General features: G+C 71.3%; 12 protein-coding genes. 4 read left to right on the top strand and 8 right to left on the bottom strand.

Translation table 11 applies throughout. From position 1 onward, the window contains the following. Positions 1–107: 107 nt before the first annotated feature. Genes WMF28_RS08605 through WMF28_RS08595 form a run of 3 tightly spaced genes read right to left on the bottom strand, consistent with a single transcriptional unit; the run spans position 108 to position 3,997 of the window. Entirely contained in the window at positions 108–1,322 is a 1,215-nt protein-coding gene (locus tag WMF28_RS08605) for a tetratricopeptide repeat protein (protein WP_437601619.1), read from the bottom strand. Further along, positions 1,319–2,881 carry a SpoVR family protein gene (locus tag WMF28_RS08600; RefSeq protein ID WP_437601618.1) on the bottom strand — a complete coding sequence of 521 codons (1,563 nt, stop codon included), beginning with the start codon at positions 2,879–2,881 and terminating at the stop codon, positions 1,319–1,321. Before WMF28_RS08600 ends, WMF28_RS08605 begins: the two co-directional genes overlap by 4 nt. Before the next feature lie 6 nt (positions 2,882–2,887). Continuing rightward, positions 2,888–3,997, bottom strand: coding sequence for a DUF444 family protein (locus WMF28_RS08595; RefSeq protein WP_437601617.1), 1,110 nt, complete (start codon positions 3,995–3,997; stop codon positions 2,888–2,890). A 187-nt stretch (positions 3,998–4,184) separates the two neighbouring features. On the opposite strand from WMF28_RS08595, the gene WMF28_RS08590 reads away from it, so the two are divergent. Beyond that, complete coding sequence (locus tag WMF28_RS08590; protein WP_437601616.1) at positions 4,185–4,922, top strand: hypothetical protein; 738 nt, start codon at positions 4,185–4,187, stop codon at positions 4,920–4,922. Between the two features lie 35 nt (positions 4,923–4,957). After that, entirely contained in the window at positions 4,958–5,944 is a 987-nt protein-coding gene (locus WMF28_RS08585) for a hypothetical protein (RefSeq protein ID WP_437601615.1), read from the top strand. A gap of 932 nt (positions 5,945–6,876) precedes the next feature. On the opposite strand, the gene WMF28_RS08580 is transcribed toward WMF28_RS08585, so the two are convergent. The 4 genes from WMF28_RS08580 to WMF28_RS08565 all read right to left on the bottom strand — a co-directional run bounded on the left by WMF28_RS08580 (position 6,877) and on the right by WMF28_RS08565 (position 13,392). Further along, positions 6,877–7,092 (bottom strand): hypothetical protein, encoded by a 216-nt coding sequence (locus WMF28_RS08580; RefSeq protein ID WP_437601614.1) that lies wholly within the window; start codon positions 7,090–7,092, stop codon positions 6,877–6,879. A gap of 713 nt (positions 7,093–7,805) precedes the next feature. Beyond that, positions 7,806–9,239, bottom strand: coding sequence for a carboxypeptidase regulatory-like domain-containing protein (locus WMF28_RS08575; RefSeq protein ID WP_437601613.1), 1,434 nt, complete (start codon positions 9,237–9,239; stop codon positions 7,806–7,808). Positions 9,240–9,641: 402 nt separating this feature from the next. Then, positions 9,642–10,184, bottom strand: coding sequence for a hypothetical protein (locus WMF28_RS08570; protein WP_437601612.1), 543 nt, complete (start codon positions 10,182–10,184; stop codon positions 9,642–9,644). A gap of 49 nt (positions 10,185–10,233) precedes the next feature. Next, positions 10,234–13,392 carry a bifunctional [glutamate--ammonia ligase]-adenylyl-L-tyrosine phosphorylase/[glutamate--ammonia-ligase] adenylyltransferase gene (locus WMF28_RS08565; protein ID WP_437601611.1) on the bottom strand — a complete coding sequence of 1,053 codons (3,159 nt, stop codon included), beginning with the start codon at positions 13,390–13,392 and terminating at the stop codon, positions 10,234–10,236. Between the two features lie 125 nt (positions 13,393–13,517). On the opposite strand from WMF28_RS08565, the gene WMF28_RS08560 reads away from it, so the two are divergent. Continuing rightward, positions 13,518–14,249: a metallophosphoesterase family protein gene (locus WMF28_RS08560; protein ID WP_437601610.1), complete on the top strand. Its 732-nt coding sequence runs from the start codon at positions 13,518–13,520 to the stop codon at positions 14,247–14,249. Between the two features lie 155 nt (positions 14,250–14,404). Next, positions 14,405–15,337 (top strand): diguanylate cyclase, encoded by a 933-nt coding sequence (locus tag WMF28_RS08555; protein WP_437601609.1) that lies wholly within the window; start codon positions 14,405–14,407, stop codon positions 15,335–15,337. 127 nt (positions 15,338–15,464) lie between these two features. Here the strand turns inward: WMF28_RS08555 and WMF28_RS08550 are convergent, their stop codons facing one another. Further along, positions 15,465–15,842 (bottom strand): response regulator, encoded by a 378-nt coding sequence (locus tag WMF28_RS08550; RefSeq protein ID WP_012234398.1) that lies wholly within the window; start codon positions 15,840–15,842, stop codon positions 15,465–15,467. Positions 15,843–15,844 lie beyond the last annotated feature (2 nt).

The raw sequence follows: 15,844 nt of genomic DNA, 5'->3' as shown, positions 1-15,844 counted from the left end.
CCAACTCGCACTCTCCGCCGACCGCGGCGAGCGCTGGAGGCCAGGCGCGCGCTCGACGACGATTGCGCTTGACACGCGCCCGGACGGCAGCCGCGAATAGGCGGCTGTCACGGCGGCGCGGCGCCGCGCCGCTCGATCGCGTCGAGCTCGTCCATCACGGCCTTCACGCGCGGATCCGTGGGATCCACCGCGCGCGCCTTCTCGTACGCTGCGCGCGCGTCCTTCAGCTGGCCCGACTGCGCCAGCGCGTTGCCCAGGTTGATCCAGGCGCTGCCGAGCCTGTCGTCGAGCCGCAGCGCCTCGCGGTAGAGCGCGGTCGCCCTGGGCAGGTCGCCGCGGAGGTGGTGGGCATACCCGAGGTTCGATCGGTACGTTGCGCGCGTCGGGTCGCGGGCCACGGCCGCCTCGAGGTGCGGGACGGCGCGCGCCGGATCGTTCGCGGCAAGGAGCGCCGTTCCGAGATCGTTCTGCAGGCGCGCGTCGGCCGGCGCGAGCTTCGCGGCGCGCTCGTAGGCGCGGATCGCGTCGGCCGTCTTCCCCGCGGCGAGCAGCGCGGTCCCGAGGTTCGCCTGCCGCTCGGCGTCGCCGGGGGCGAGCTCGGCGGACCGCGTGAGCTCGCGGACGGCGTCCTGCAGGTTGCCGAGCGCGAGGTGAGCGACGCCGAGCGCGGAGCGGGCCTCGGCCTCGCTCGGCGCGAGCTCCGCGGCCCGCGCGAGCTCGGAGAGCGCCGCGTCGGCGCGGCCGAGGACGAGGAGGGCGCGGCCGAGCTCGAGGTGCGCCGGCGCGTGGCCGGGATCGAGCTTCACCGCGCGCTTCAGCTCCGGGACCGCGGCGAGCAGCGCCCTGTTGCCCGGCGCTCCGTTGTAATCGGAGGACACCCCCGCCCCGGCGATCGCCGCGCGCTGGGTCCCCACGATCGCCGCGGGGTCTTTCCTGTCGAGCAGCGCGGCGGCGCGATAGGCCTTCTCCGCGGCGGCGAAATCGCCTCCCGCGTAGGCGGCGTCGCCCTCCTCGAGCTTCCTGTCCGCCGGCGTGCCGGTGCCGCGCGCGACGCGCGGAGGAGGGCTCGCCGCCGCGGCCTCGCTGGTGGACGGCGCGTCGAGCGGGACGCCCGAGCCGATCGCCGGCGCTCCCGCCGCGCTCGCGGCGGAGGCGCTCCCCGCCGGCGGCGCGGCAGGCGCGGGCGGCGCGGCAGGCGCGGGCGGGTCGAGCGAGGCCGATCGCGCGGGCGCCTCCGCCGGCTGCCGCGCCGCCGGCGCGCCGGCGCAGCCGACGAGCGCGAGCAGCACCGCGAGCCGGCGGATCGATCCGCAGGAGCTCACAGCTTGTACGGGGTCATCGCGTGCTCCTTGCCGTCGTACCGGAGCAGCACAGGCTTGTTGTCCATCTTCGTCGCCACGCCGACCGGCCGCTTCCAGCACCGGACGAGCGCCATGAGCGTCTCGCGCGCGTAGTCGGCGCGCAGGTCGAAGCCGCCGTGCACGTGCTCGAGCAGGAGCTCGCCGCGGTTGCCGTAGTTGGCGTCGACGACGCGGATGTAGGGGTCGCCGAAGTTCGTGAGCTGGAAGAGGAGCTTCTCCTTCACCTCCTTGAACTCGCGGCTCTCGATCTCGAACCTGTCGTTCCGCCCCGAGAAGCCGAACGTGTACATCTTCTGATCGATGACGAACTCCGGCGTCAGGAACTCGTCGATGAAGGTCACGTCGTTGTAGAGCGCGCGCACCTGGAAGATCTTCTCGCGGCCGAGGCCGAGCCGCATGTCCCAGGTGCGCTTCGCGTCGAGGTCGGTGCACTCCTCCCACTCGCGGCCGAAGCGGCCCTTGTTCCAGCGGTCCTCGATGTAGCGATAGAGCTCCACGCCGACCTTGTAGGGGTTGAACCGCCCCGGCGCCGTCGCCATGACACCGGCGTTGTTCTCGGCGTAGTCGATGATCTCCGACGCATCGAGGACCTTCTCGGTCATCATCCTCGAGTGCCAGTACGAGGCCCACCCCTCGTTCATGATCTTCGTCTGGCGCTGGGGCACGAAGTAGTAGGCCTCCTCGCGGATGATCTCGAGCACGTCGCGCTCCCATCGATCGAGCGGCGCATGGTCGAGCAGGAACTTGAGCACGTCGCGCTCCGGGCGCTCCGGGACCCTGCGCTCCGGCTTCTTCTGCTCCTGCCGCTTCTTCCTCTGCGCCGTGAGGATCTCCTCCGGGTTGATGAAGGAGTCCATGTACTCCTTGGCGCGGAGCTTGTAGGTGTCCATCGGCTCCTCCGTGGGCTCCTCTTCCTCCTTGGGCGCCGGGCGGCCGGTGAACGGGGCCCACGGGTCGATCAGGTTCTCGAGCGAGAGGCAGTGGTCGACGAACGCCTCGACCTTGTTGATGCCGTGGCGCTCGATGTGGCGCGACACGCGGGCGCCGTGGTTCGCCATCTTGTCGATCCACTTGCGGTCCGGATCATACGACTCGCTCTTGCGCACGGGGTCGACGAGCGGGCCGCGATAGTCGAGATCGGTGGACCGGAAGCAGAAGTTGTTCTTGAAGAAATCGACGTGCGCGTACACGTGCGCCATCACGAGCTTCTGGTCGGTGAGCGAGTTGCCCTCGAGCAGGTAGGCGTACGAAGGGTTGTTGTTGATGACCATCTCGTAGATCTTCGAGAGGCCATACTCGTAGCTCTTCGACAGCTGCTCGTACTCCATGCCGAACCGCCAGTGCGGATAGCGGCTCGGGAAGCCGCCGTACGCGGCGATCTCGTTCATCTGGTCGTACGTCAGCATCTCGAAGATGACCGGGAAGAAGTCGAGCCCGTAGTCCCGGGCGATCTTCTCGATGCGCTCCTTCTCGGTGCGCAGGTACCGGGGGAGCGCGGTGTTCAACGCGAACTTGCTCATACCGCTCTACTTTCCCTTCCCCAGGAAATCCTTGATGCTGCCCACGATGGCGTCCTTGTCCCTGATCTCGCTCACCACGACCCGGTCGTCGTGCGAGAAGTGCTCCTTCAGATCCTTGATGAACTGGCCAGAGCCGTACGGGCTCTCGACCTGCCCGTAGGCGAACATGTTGACCCGCGGCAGGAGCTGGTTCTTGAGCACGTCCACGCAGGAGAGCGTGTCGTCCATCGACCAGTTGTCGCCGTCGGAGAAGTGGAACGGATAGATGTTCCACTCGTGCGGCGGGTAGTCGTTGTCGATGATCTGAGAGCAGAGCTTGTAGGCGCTCGAGATCATCGTGCCGCCGGACTCGCGCGTGTGGAAGAACGTGTCCCGGTCGACCTCGCGGGCGATCGCGTCGTGGATGATGAAGCGCGACTCGAGGCCCTTGTACTGGCGCGTCAGCCACGCATCGATCCAGAACGACTCGATACGCACGATCTCCTTCTGCTCGTCGCCCATCGAGCCGGAGACGTCCATCATGTAGATGATGACCGCGTTCGCGACCGGCTCGGTGATCGTCTTCCACGAGCGGTACCGCTTGTCGTCCGGGATGGGGACCACCACGGGCGCCGTCGGGCGGAACGTCCCGCTGGAGATCATCCGCTTCAGCGCCTCGCGGTACGTCCGCTTGAAGTGGCGCAGCGACTCCGGGCCGACCCGGCGGATGCCCGAGTAGCGGTCGTGGGCGTTCGAGATCTTGCTCTTGCCCTTGTCCATGATGTCGGGCAGCTCGAGCTCCTCGCCGAGGATGCCGGCGAGCTCCTCGAGCGTGACGTCGACCTCGAGGAGGTGGTCGCCCTCGCCGCTGCCCGCCTGCCCCTGCCCGGGCTGCTTGTCGTCCGAGCCGCCCACGGGATCGCCGGGGTTGCCGTCGCCCTGCCCTACGCCGCCGCGCTGCTTGTCGCCGAAGCGGAAGCGCGGGATGTCGATCTGCGGAATGGGAATCGAGACGAGGTCCTTTCCCTTTCGCCCGATGAGCTCGCCCTGCGAAATGTACTTGCGCAGGTTCTCGCGGATGCGGCCGCGAACGATCTGACGGAAGCGCCCGTGATCCTGGTCGATCTTCAACGACACGCTGGCGAGTGTAGCATCGGAAGCGGCCCCGGGTCCGAACGTTCGGCAGGCCGCCGAGGTCTCCCGCACCGCCGTCTTGCGCTCCTCCCACCGCCGTCCCTTACCGCTCCGTCCTGCCACGCTTCACGCCGCTTTCCCCACGTCACGCCCGCCCGTCATGGACTGCGACCGTGATAGCCTCGAGCCCGTGCTTTCCCGAGCGCCCGCGCTGCTCCTGGTGGTCCTTCTCGCCCTCGCGGCTCCGGCCCTGGGCTGCGGCTCCCGCGAGCAGCTCGTCGGGCTGCCCGAGCTCGCGGACGCAGGGGGCGCCCCCGACGCACGTCCGGACGCGACGGTGTGCCGGGAGGACGGGCTCCCCTGCCGGGGCGCGGCCGACTGCTGCAGCGCCGCGTGCTCGCGGGGGATCTGCGGCGGCGGCAACTGCGCGCAGGACGGCGCGCCGTGCGACGCCCCGGGCGACTGCTGCACGGGGCTGTGCGCCGAGGGGATCTGCGGGCAGGGCTGCTCGGTCGACGGCGGCTGCGCCGGGGCGTGCTCGCCCGATGGTTCCGGCTGCAACGCGGGCGCGGACTGCTGTTCCAGGCGCTGCAACGCGGGTGTCTGCGGCGGGTGCAGCCCCGACGGCCGGCCGTGCGCGGGCTCGGACGAGTGCTGCGACGGCAACTGCCAGAACGGCCTCTGCGGCGGCCCCGCCTGCCGGTCCGACGGGACAGCGTGCGGGGGCTGCGTGGCCGAGAGCTGCTGCGCGCAGCTCAACCAGTGCCTCACCAGCCTCGCCTGCGCCGAGGACGTGGCGTGCTTCTTCGGCTGCCTCGACGAGGGGAACGGCCCCGCGGTCTGCGGGTTCGAGTGCATGAACAGCCCCGAGACGTTCCAGCTGCTGCGCTGCGTGGGCAGGAGCTGCGGCGGCGGCGCCTGCTTTTGAGGGACGAGATGCGAGGGGCGATCGTGCGAGGCGCGATGGGAAAGGTGACCGCGCTGGCGTGGGGTCCGGTGCTCGCCGCGCTGGTCGCGGCGTCGGCGGCGCCCCTCGCGGAGGCCGCTCCGCCGCGGGCGCTGCCGGAGGAGGCCGCGCCGCGCGATCTCGCGGTGGTCGGCCTGCTCGTCGATCTCGAGAAGATGGTCGAGGTGCAGCAGTCGCTCGGCTGGACGATCGATCGGTACGAGATCGACGAGATCATGTCGCCGGCGCTGATGAGCGTGTGCTCGGCGACCGCGGAGACGCGCGCCGCCGCGCTCGCCGCGCTCGACCGGCAGATCCTCGAGCTCGGCGGGCCCATCGAGGAGGCGTTCCGGCGCGGCGGGGGCGATCTCGACGAGGTCGCGGATCTCCTGTTCGCGACGCGGGTGCGCGCGCTCCTCGCCGAGGCGATGCGCCGCGCGCGCGGCACCGGCGACGCGCCGGCCGAGTGCCCGTTCTGGCTCCGCCCTTCCCCGGCCTTCCGGGGGCGCGAGACCGACGCCTACCGGACAACGCTCAACGTGGAGGGGGGCGGCATCGTGGTCCTCGAGGGCGCGGCCGGCCGGGTCCTCCCCGGCGCCGGCGGCTCGGCGCGGATGCTGCTCGGCCACGGGCTCGACGAGCGCTGGACGTTCCTCGCCGGCGGCGAGTTCGGCGGCACGGCGCAGCTCGAGCAGACGGAGACCAAGACCCGCTTCCCCATCAGCTTCGTCACCGCGCTGCCGATGGTGCTGCGGTACCACGCCCGCACCTGGCACTACGAAGGCGAGCTCGCCTCGCTCGCGTACTTCACCCAGGACGACCTGCGCTTGAGCCCGGGGCTGCGCGCCGGCGCGCTGGTCGGCGTCTCCTCCCTGCGGATGCGGGGCGTCATGCCGTGGGCCGGTCTCGGCATCGCGGTCGAGCACGTGCTCGAGACCCACCGGCGCCCCGCCCAGTGGAACCTCAAGGGCGGCATCCGCGTCGGCTTCGACTGGGATTTCTGAGCGCTTCCGAGCGGGTCTCCGGCGCCGATCTGCCGCGTGCCTGACGCGCAATAGGCGCTTTCGCCGGGGTGGGCTACAGCGATTCCTGATTTCGATTCCGGTACTTCCCGCCGACTTTCCGACCGGGAAAGAGGAAAGGCTGTGGCACCATGAGTCCACGAGCGAGCTCATGTCGAGAGAGCTCGGGGGGAGGGCTCAATGCCGAGAGGCGAGACAGCAAAGGATACGTCCAAGCAGCGGAAGCGGGTCGGGAGCGGCGAGCGCGCGCAGGCTTCGCCTGCGACGTCCCAGGGCGAGGCCGGTCGGACGGCGTCGGGCAGGCGGACCACAAAGGCCGCGGCCACCGGCGCGAGGACCAAGGCCGCGGCCACCGGCGCGAGGAAGACCGCGAGTCCGACCCGGCGCGCGACCCAGGCCGGGAAGGGGGCGCGCAAGACAGGAGCAGGCGCCGCGGCGCGGCCGGGCACGGCGCGGAGCAGCACTGCGGGTGCGGGGGCAAAGGCGGGGGCGAAATCGAGGACGGGCAGCGCGGCGAGGAAGGCGGCCGCCGGCCAGACGAGCCGGCCGCGGAGCGCCGCGGCCAAGAAAGCGGCTGCTACGAGGAAGCGGGCCGCAGCCGGCGGGGCGGCGGCGGGGCGCGCCCGGGGCACGGCCGGGCCGGCGGCGGCCGGCGGGCGGAAGACGGCGCGCAAGGCGGCGAGCACAAAGCGGGCGGCACCGCAGCGCGCCGGCGCGGCGAGGCAGCCGCCTGCCGGCGGGCGCGGCGGAGCGCGGCGGACGAGGTCAGCGCAGCCAGGCGCGCAGAGGGCCGGCCAGAAGCGCGCGACGGCCGGAAGGCGGTCGGCCAGCTGAGCCGCAGCGTCGGGCGCGCCGCGCGTCGCGGAGCGCCCGCCTGCATTTTTCCTGCAACAACAGATCCCAGCGGCGCCCGGTCAGGGCTGCGACGGCGACGGCTCGCCGACCATGAGGACCACCCATGTGGCGGTCAGGAAGTGGTACGCCGTCCCGCCGAGGCCCGGCAGCGTCGCCCCCCCCCGCGCGCGCCTCGCGCAGAGCGAGCAGCCCGCGTCACCGCGCCGGCCAGCGAGGTACCGGCGCGAGGACGGCGGCAGGGACGCAGGACAGACCTGAACTTCATCGCCCTCCATCGCTCCGCACATACCCCCCATCCCGCTCTGCGGCAGAAGCGCCTCCGCGCGCCCGGCCCCCTGCGATGCCCCGAGAGACCGCGGCGCGCGGCCGCCTTCGCGAGGCCCGCGCTCGATGGTCCCACATGCAGCCGCTGGCGTAGGGCGATGCTGGACCATCGTAGGAATGCTCCTTCGGGCGAGCCGAAACCAGCGACCCAGGCTCGGGAGTGGCACCGCATTGCGGCTGAGATTCATGCTAGCAGGATCCCCGGGCCATGCATGGATGACATTCCGTATGTGCGTGGTGCTTCCCACCGTGACAGCGTCTTGTCTTTGCTGTCGTCCTCCTTGCCGTCTTGCTCTGCTCAATCGCTGTCGCAGCGCGGCGAGGCAGAGCGGCGGAGTGGCTGGCAGCGTGAGCCTCCGGCCGATCGCGCGCAATGTGAGAACCGACGCTCCAGGGCTCACGGCCTCGCGCGTCAGGCGCAGCGGATCGCAGCAGGGTGTTCCGGAGAAGCGCTCAGGCATGGCCCGATGATGCCCGATGATGCCCGATGCTCGGCCGGTGGCGGGGCGCCCGCTTCCGGCACGTGGCCAAGCATCGTTTGCGTCAGCTCGGGAGGGGGACGACGTCTGTCGGGAGAACGCTGAGGTCCGTCATGCAGCCCTGGCAGAGGGCTCCGGGGCCGGCCCACGGAGGAGAGCGGGCCGGCGGAGTCGAACGGGGGGCGTCACTGCGGAATGGGAACCTGCGGCTCCTCGTCGTCGGGCACGATGCAGGACGACAGGTCGAACAGCATGAAGAGCAGCGCTTTCTCCTGAGGCGTCAGCTCCTCCTCGGAACACCCCTCCGGGAAGGGCGGGCCGGTGACGTCGCCCGCGGAGACATGGATGTCCGTGAACACGAGGCGCCCGCACTGCTGATCTTCGTCGACGCCGATGGGCGTGTTGAACGTGAAGTACTGGACCCCGGCCGGCTCAGGCTCGTTGTAATAGATCCACCGGGTCGAGGTGCCCTCGACCACGTCGTTCACCGTGTGCTGCGCCCCGTTGATCACGATCTCGCCGGGCGCGGTCGACGCGCCGACGTTGACGAGCCAGTCCGCCAGGGCTTGCCCCTTCGGAAGCGTGGTGTCCACGAGCGCCGTGAGGGGGCTCACCGGGTCCTCGTTGAAGTTGTCCCAGACCGCCGTGCTCGGGAACGGCGCCGGCCCCCGCTTCAGCCAGACGTTGTGCCAGTGGGACGCGAACACGCGCCCGCCCATCGAGGTGTAATCGAACATGGCCTGGCGCGCCGTCTCCGGCTTGTCCTCGACGTGCGGATCGGCCTCGCAGGCGAGGATCACCATGTCGTACTGGCGCAGGCTGTCGACGGTCCCCCAGAGGCTCGTGGCCGGCGTGAACTCCACACCTTGATTGAGGCCGTCCGCATACCGCGTCGTCACGGGGTGACCCGCGTCGCCACGGCCGGCAAACAGGTTGATCCGCCCTGTCCCGGTCTCCGGAGTGAACTCGCTCTCCTCGATCCCGAGCTTGCGCAGCAAGCACTCGAGCGGATCGGCGCCGCCCGTCGTGAGCGCGATCCTCGGGATGTGCCCCTCCGCCTGGCTGCGCGGCAGCCGGATGGTCCCGGCATCCGTCGCGGTGTCCTTGCACCTCTCGACCACCGGGACCGTGATCTCGCGCCGCCACTTGCCCACCTGGACGACGAGCGGGATGCTCTCGCCGACCGGCACGTCCTCCAGGATGAAGCTCCCTTTCGTGTCGGTCAGGGCCGTCACGAGGGGCGAGCCCGAGAGCGTCGCGCTGCATTGATCGCAGGTCGCGCCGTCGGTGAGCGGATCGAGCGGCGCATTCGGAACGTAGACAATCACGTTGTAGAGGGGCAGTCTGCCCGAGGGGTCGTAGACGGTGCCGCTCACCGTGGTCTTCGCCCCGTTCTCGCATTGGACCTGCTGGCATTCGAGGCCCTCGCACGAGCCGTTACCTCCCAGGCCGCCCCCGCCGACATTCGCCAGGATGCCACCGAAGCCGCTGCCAACGCCGCCTCCGTCTCCGCCCCCGCCGCCAGGCCCCGCGCCGCCGGATGCCAGGGTCGCCGTGCCTCCCGTATCGCCGCAGGAGCAGCCAGCGATGACGCCCGGCGCTACGGCGATCGCAGCCATCAAGACTCCCGCCTTGCTCGACCAAGTCAACATTTCGAGCCTCCCGGGCGATGCGAGCAAAGGTACCCTGCTGCCGCCCAGTCTCTATCGTAGGCCAGAGCGTAGAATTCGGGAAGTATGTCCAGCAAAGAGCAGGGATGAAGCGATAGTAGATTAAGGTGAACCCTGATACTCCTGACTACCGCCTCCGCGCAGGACGCGCCCACCTCGGCGTCGGACGGATGGAACAGCGGATCTCCGCGCCTGCGACATGTGCGCGACACGATCACACAACGGATCGACGCGTGGGTGATTGTGATGGAGCACGCCGCTCCAGCGGCTGCGCGCAATCGCGCCGCGAGCGCGGCCGGAGTTGACCGCGCGCGCCGACGGCGCCCCGGGCCGTTCGATCCCGAGCGCTGTTTATTGCGGATCGACGCGCGTCAGCCCGAACCAGAGCACGACGTGCCATCCCCCCTGCCATTTCAACAGCACCGGCCCGATCGCGACCCCGGTCGACACGGTCCGCAGCTCGTCCTTGAGCGCGCTCACCGGCCAGGGATTGCCGAACGCCTTCTCGCTGTAGGTCAGCGCGAGCGTCGGCTCGCCGTCGAGCTCCGAGGGCACGAGCTGCGCCTTGAAGCGGCACACCTTGCTCCCGAGGACCACGTTCGTGCCGGAGTTGCCTCCATGGTCGAACTCATTCCCTTTCCAGGGCATCCAGCTCGACGCGAGCGCCCTGATCAGCGGGCGGGTCGCCAGGTGAACCCCGACCGTCGGCTGCAGGGCGAGCAGGCGCCCTCGCGGCGCGTCGCCGAGCTCCGCCGGATCCGCCGGCGTCCCTTTCCCGTAGATCTGCCTCAACGCATCCGGGTGCGCGCCGATGAGGCTGTCGAGGGAGGTCACCTGGGTGAACAGACGGCGCCCGACCGCCGCGCCTGCGTTCTTCTCGCTCTGGGTGTTCATCGGATCGCCTGACATTCCACCGCGCCCGGTCGAGGGTCAACGGCAACCATCAGCGCGCGTCGCCTGGCGCGCTCGCCTCCCCCCCGGACGCCGCGCTCGGCGCCGCGCCGGGCGCGACGATGGCCTCGTACGCACGGCGGACGCGCTCGGTGATCGCGCCGTAGCGCGCGAGCAGCTCCCTCGCGGCCTCGGCCGCGGTGCGGCCCCGGATGCCCGTGCGCCGCGCGAGGAGCGGGACCCCGGGCGCGTTCTCCTCGAGCAGCTGCGAGGCGTCCGCGTGCACGATGCGGATCCGCTGCTCCAGCTTGCGCAGGAACGCGTGGCCTTCCCGGAAGATCTCGGCGTGCGCGGCCGAGAGGTACCCGGCCGAGGCGAGCGCGTCGATCGCCGCGAGCGTCTCGGTGGTCCTGACGCGCGGGTCGGCGCCGTGGCGGATCTGCAGGAGCTGCACCGCGAACTCGATGTCCGCGAGGCCGCCCCGCCCGAGCTTGAAGTCGCGGCGACCGCGGCGCTCGTGCGAGAGCTCGCGCTCCATGCGCAGCCGGAGGCGGTGGATCTCCTCGGCGATCCGATCGAAGTCGTCCGCCTGGAGGTACGCGGCCTCGTGCGCGATCGCCATCGCCTCCGCCCCGAGCCCGGGATCGCCGGCCGACGCGCGCGCCCGGATCAGCGCGAGGCGCTCCCAGATCGCCGCGTGGATGTGCCGCGCGGGCGACGGCTCCGGCTCCGCGGGCGCCAGGGCCGCCCCGCCCGCGGGGCGGATGCCGTGGTAGCGAGCGAACGAGTCGATGGACGTGACGAGCAGCCCCTGGCTGCCCGACGGGCGCAGGCGCGTGTCGAGCTCGTAGCCGGGGCCCGCCGCGTGCGACATCGAGATGAGCCGGATGATCTGCCGCGCGCGCCGCGCGTAGTAGGTGCCTGGATCCGAGCCGGGCCCCTGATCGCCGGACGGCGCGCACGTCGGATCGAACAGGAAGAAGACGTCCAGGTCCGAGCCGTAGCCGATCTCGCGCCCCCCGAGCTTGCCCATCGCGATCACGGCGAGCCCCCGCACCGGCTCCCCGGGCGGCGTCCCCAGCGCGAAGCGCGTCGCGGCCTCGAGCGACGCGTCGGCCAGATCCGAGAGCGCGAGCGTCGCCTCGCGCGTGCCGACCTCGCCGCTCAGGTCCGCGAGGCCGACCTCGATGGTGACGCGCGCCTTCGCGCGCCGGAGCGCGGCGATGAGCGCCTCCTCCGGATCGTCGTCCGGCGCGGCCTCGCTGAGGCTCTCCTCGATCGTGTGCCTGATGACGTCGGCGCTCGGCGCGCCGCGCGCGAACAGGACGACGTCGACGAGCTCGGGGTACCTGACCATGGCGTCGCCGATGAACGCGCTCGACCCGAGCGCCTCGACGAGCCTGCGGAGCGCGCGCGGATCGTCGCCGAGCATGCGCGCATAGACGGCGGAGTGCCTGATGCGGGAGAAGCACAGCCGGAGGAAGCGCGCGGCCTGCTCCGGATCGGCGGCGTCGACGACCGCGGCGAGCAGCGTCTCCGCGAGCGACGAGGACGCCTCGCGGCTGCGGGCGCCCAGCAGGCCATCCGGGTGGCGCGAGAGCTCGAACAGATCGTCGGCGACGTCGCGGAACCGCGCGGTCAGCGAGGCGTTCGCGCCCGGCTCGGGCGGCGCGCCGGCGGGCGGCGCGGTGAGCTCGGCCGCCGCGACGTCGGCGGCCGCGGCCTCCGGCTCTCCCCCGGCGCCGCCGAGGACGAGCACGGCGTGCTTCGCGAGCGCCTCGGCGAAGGCGTCGCGATCGCCGTGATCGAGCGCGGCCATCGCCTCGATCCACCGCGACGGCCGGGAGCTCCCCTTCGGCAGGAGCGACAGGAGCCGGGCCTTGATCCGGCTCCGGCGCTGCGCTGTGTCGGCGAGGAACGCCGCGGCGTCCTTGAAGCGCAGCGTCCGGGCGAGGCGCTCGATCTCCGCGTCGCTGTCGGGGAGCAGGTGCGTCTGCAGCCCGGTAGCGGACTGGACCGCGTGCTCCGCGCGCCGGAGCGCGAGGTAGCCCTCCACGAGCTCCCGCCCTTCCCGGTCGGTCACGTACCCGAGCGCGCGCATGCGCCTGAGGCCGTCGAGCATGCCCTGCGCGCGCGCCCGGGGCACCCGCCCTCCCCAGATGAGCTGCAGGATCTGCACGAAGAACTCCGCCTCGCGGATCCCGCCGGGGCCGAGCTTCAGGTCGCGCGACGCGTCGTGAGAGAGCTCCGCGCGGGCGCGCTCGACGAGCTCGATCATGTCGACGGCGAGCTGCGGATCGACCTGGCGCCGCCAGACGAACGGGCCGAGCACCCCGAGCGCCTCGGCGCCGAAGTCGAGATCACCGGCGATCTCGCGGGCGCGGAGCAGCGCGGCGCGCTCCCAGAGGCGGCCGAACGACTCATAGTAGCGCTCGGCGGCGGCCAGCGAGTTGACGAGCGGGCCGCTCCGCCCCTCGGGGCGAAGCCGGAGATCCACGCGCCAGACGAACCCGTCCTCCGTGACCTCCTCGAGCGTCGCCGTGAGGCGGCGCGCGACGCGGGCCCAGAAGTCGTGCAGGGTGACCGAGACGGCGCGGTCGCCGGAGGGGCCCACGTGCCCTTCGTCGGTGTCGTAGAGGTAGATCAGGTCCACGTCGGAGCCCGCGTTGAGCTCGTCGCCGCCGAGCTTCCCCATGCCGAGGACGACGAACTTCGATCGCGCGCCGGTCGCGGTGCGCGGCTCTCCGAACCGCGCGGTCACGGCCGAGACGGCCTCCGCGAGCGCGACCTCGATGGTGGCCTCGGCGAGCGCGGTGAGCTCACGCGCGGTGACGTCGATGTCCGCGCCCCCCGCCGACGGCGGGAGCATCTCGCGCAGCGCGATGCGGATCCGCTCCTCGCGCGCGATGCGCCGGAGCTCCCGCCGGACGCGAGCGGCGTCCGAGACGTCGCCGATGCGGTCACGGATCCGCGCCAGGTAGGTGGCGCGGTCGCGGGCCGTCTGGTGCCCCTCCGCCGCGAGCCGCTCCGCCAACTCCGGATTTGCCTCGATGATCGCGCCGATCGCCGGGTAGGCGGCCGTGAGGAGCGCCGCGATGGCGAAGGCCATCGTCCCGGGGTGCAGGCGGGGCGCCAGCCGCGCCGCGCGGTCCCTCACGCGTTGCTCATCGATCGCGTTCGCGATCTCCAGGAGCCTCGAGACCTGTTGCATGGCCGGAGGCTAGCAAGTCCGCGGGGGCGCGAACCCCGGTTCCGCAGCGCCCGACCGCCAGTTTATCGCCGCCAGGCGTCGCCTCGCGCCTTGGCGGCGTCGCTCTCAGATCCTATGCTCGCCGGGTGCGATTGCTCTGCGTTTCGGATATCCACGGCCACGCCGACGCGCTCGCGGCGGTCCTGGCGACCGCCGAGCGCCGAGGCTACACCCAGCTCCTGGTCGCCGGAGATCTCTGCTTTCCCGGCCCGAAGCCGCTCGAGACGTGGCGCCGGCTGACGCAGGCCAAGGCGGTTTGCGTACAGGGCGTATCGGATCGCGCCCTGGCGACACTGGACATCGACAAGGTCAGGCCGCGGAGCGAGCACGAGCGGGCGCGGCTCGATCGTCTGGCCCAGACGCGCACCGAGCTGGGCGAGCTGATCCTTGCGCGGCTGGCGCGGCTCGCCCCGACGTACCGCCTGCCGCTCGAGGACGGCGGCGAGCTCGTCCTGGTCCACGGCTCCCCTGCGGATCCGCTGGAGCCGATCTCGCACGACATGACGGACGAGGAGGTGCTCTCCCTCCTCGGCGACGACCCGGCGGATGTCGTGATCTGTGGTGGCTCCCACGTCCCGTTCGACCGGATGGTGGGCGGCGTGCGCATCATCAACGTCGGCTCGGTGGGTGAGGCGCCGTGCTCGGTGCGGAGCGACGTCGACCGGATGCGCGGCGGAGCGCGTCCTGCCGGCGAGCTTGTGCGCAGCGGGACCGTCTCCACCTACGGGGCGGGACACGCCGACGCGACGTTCGTCGAGCTCCGGGCGGGCGAGCTCTGGGTCGAGCAGCTCGTGGTGCCGCTCGGCAGGGCTGCCTGAGCGCTCCGGTGAGCGGGAGCGCCGCGGCGAGACGTTGCGAGACGCCGGAAGCGCGCGCGGAGCTCGTCGCGCATCCTACCGGGCAAGGAACATCGCCGGTGCCATGCCCTCCCGCTTGAACCTGTATCAAGGATTTAGGATCATCCTCAGGGAGCATGGGCAACTACTCCCCCGACGATGACTTCGAGGCCACGCGGGTGGCCAACGTTGGGGAACTCCAGAAGGAGCTCTCGGCGCGCTCGCCGAAGGATCGCGCCTACCTCATCGTGCTCGCCGGCTCGAACGTCGGCGAGATGTACCGGGTCGAGGGCGCCGAGATCGTGATCGGCCGGGCCGCGGGGGCGACGATCCGGCTGAACGACGACGGCATCTCGCGGCGCCACGCCCGCCTCCTCCAGATGGACAACCAGGTCCTCATCGAGGATCTCAACAGCTCCAACGGGACGCTGGTGAACGGCGAGCACGTGACGCGCCTCGCCCTGCACGACGGCGACAAGATCCGCCTGGGCTCGACGACGGTCCTCAAGTTCACGTACCACGACCACCTGGACGAGTCGTTTCAGCAGCAGATGTACGACGCCGCGCTGCGCGACGCGCTCACGAAGGCGTTCAACAAGAAGTACTTCCTGGACCGGCTGGAGAGCGAGGTCTCGTATGCGCGGCGGCACAGCGCGCACCTGTCGCTGCTCATGTTCGACGTCGATCATTTCAAGAAGATCAACGACACCTTCGGGCACCTCGCCGGCGACTACGTCCTTGCGAGGATCGCCAAGATCGCGAGCAACACGGTGCGGACCGAGGACGTGTTCGCCCGCTACGGCGGAGAGGAGTTCGGCATCCTGTGCCGCGGCGTGACGCTGGAGAACGCGGGCATCCTCGGCGAGCGGCTGCGCCTCCTCATCGAGGGGTCGCTCTTCGAGCACGAGGGCGTCCGCGTGCCGACGACGATCAGCGTCGGCGTCGCGGCGCACCCCGTGGTCCCGGTGCAGAGCGGCGTCGAGCTCATCGCCGCGGCTGACGAGGCGCTCTACGAGGCGAAGCGCACCGGCCGCAACCGCGTGCTCCTGAAGTTCGGCCCGAAGCCCTGAGCCTGGCGCGGGGCTCGCGGCGACGCCGGCCGTCGCGGCCGCGCGAGGGGCGCCGCGCTGCCCGGGCCACGTGGCCGGCCGCGAGAGCGCCGTGGCCCCGGCTGGCGGCGCAGGGCCGGCGCGAGCCTCAGTCGATCTTGAGGAGCTCCTTGACCTTGGCGATGACCTGCGGCGCCTGGATGGGCTTCGTGATGTACGCGTTCGCGCCGAGCTGCAGCGCGCGCTGGCGATCCTCCTGAGACCCCTCGGTGGTGATGATGATGATCGGGGTGTCCTTGTGGACCGGATCGGTGCGCACGCGCTTGACGAGCTTGAGCCCGTCCATGATCGGCATGTTGATGTCGGTGATGATCACGTCGTACTTGGTCGAGGCGAGCTTGCGGAGACCGTCGACGCCATCGTCCGCCTCGGTGACGCGGAGGTTCTTCACGCGCGCCAGCGCGAAGACCAAGAGCTGCCGCATCATGGGCGAGTCTTCAACGATCAGACACGAGTACTCGGCCATGA

It is taken from the genome of Sorangium sp. So ce590, from assembly GCF_051521365.1.
In the GTDB taxonomy this organism is placed as follows: Bacteria; Myxococcota_A; Polyangia; order Polyangiales; family Polyangiaceae; genus Sorangium.
This window is presented reverse-complemented; position numbering and strand designations above follow the sequence as displayed.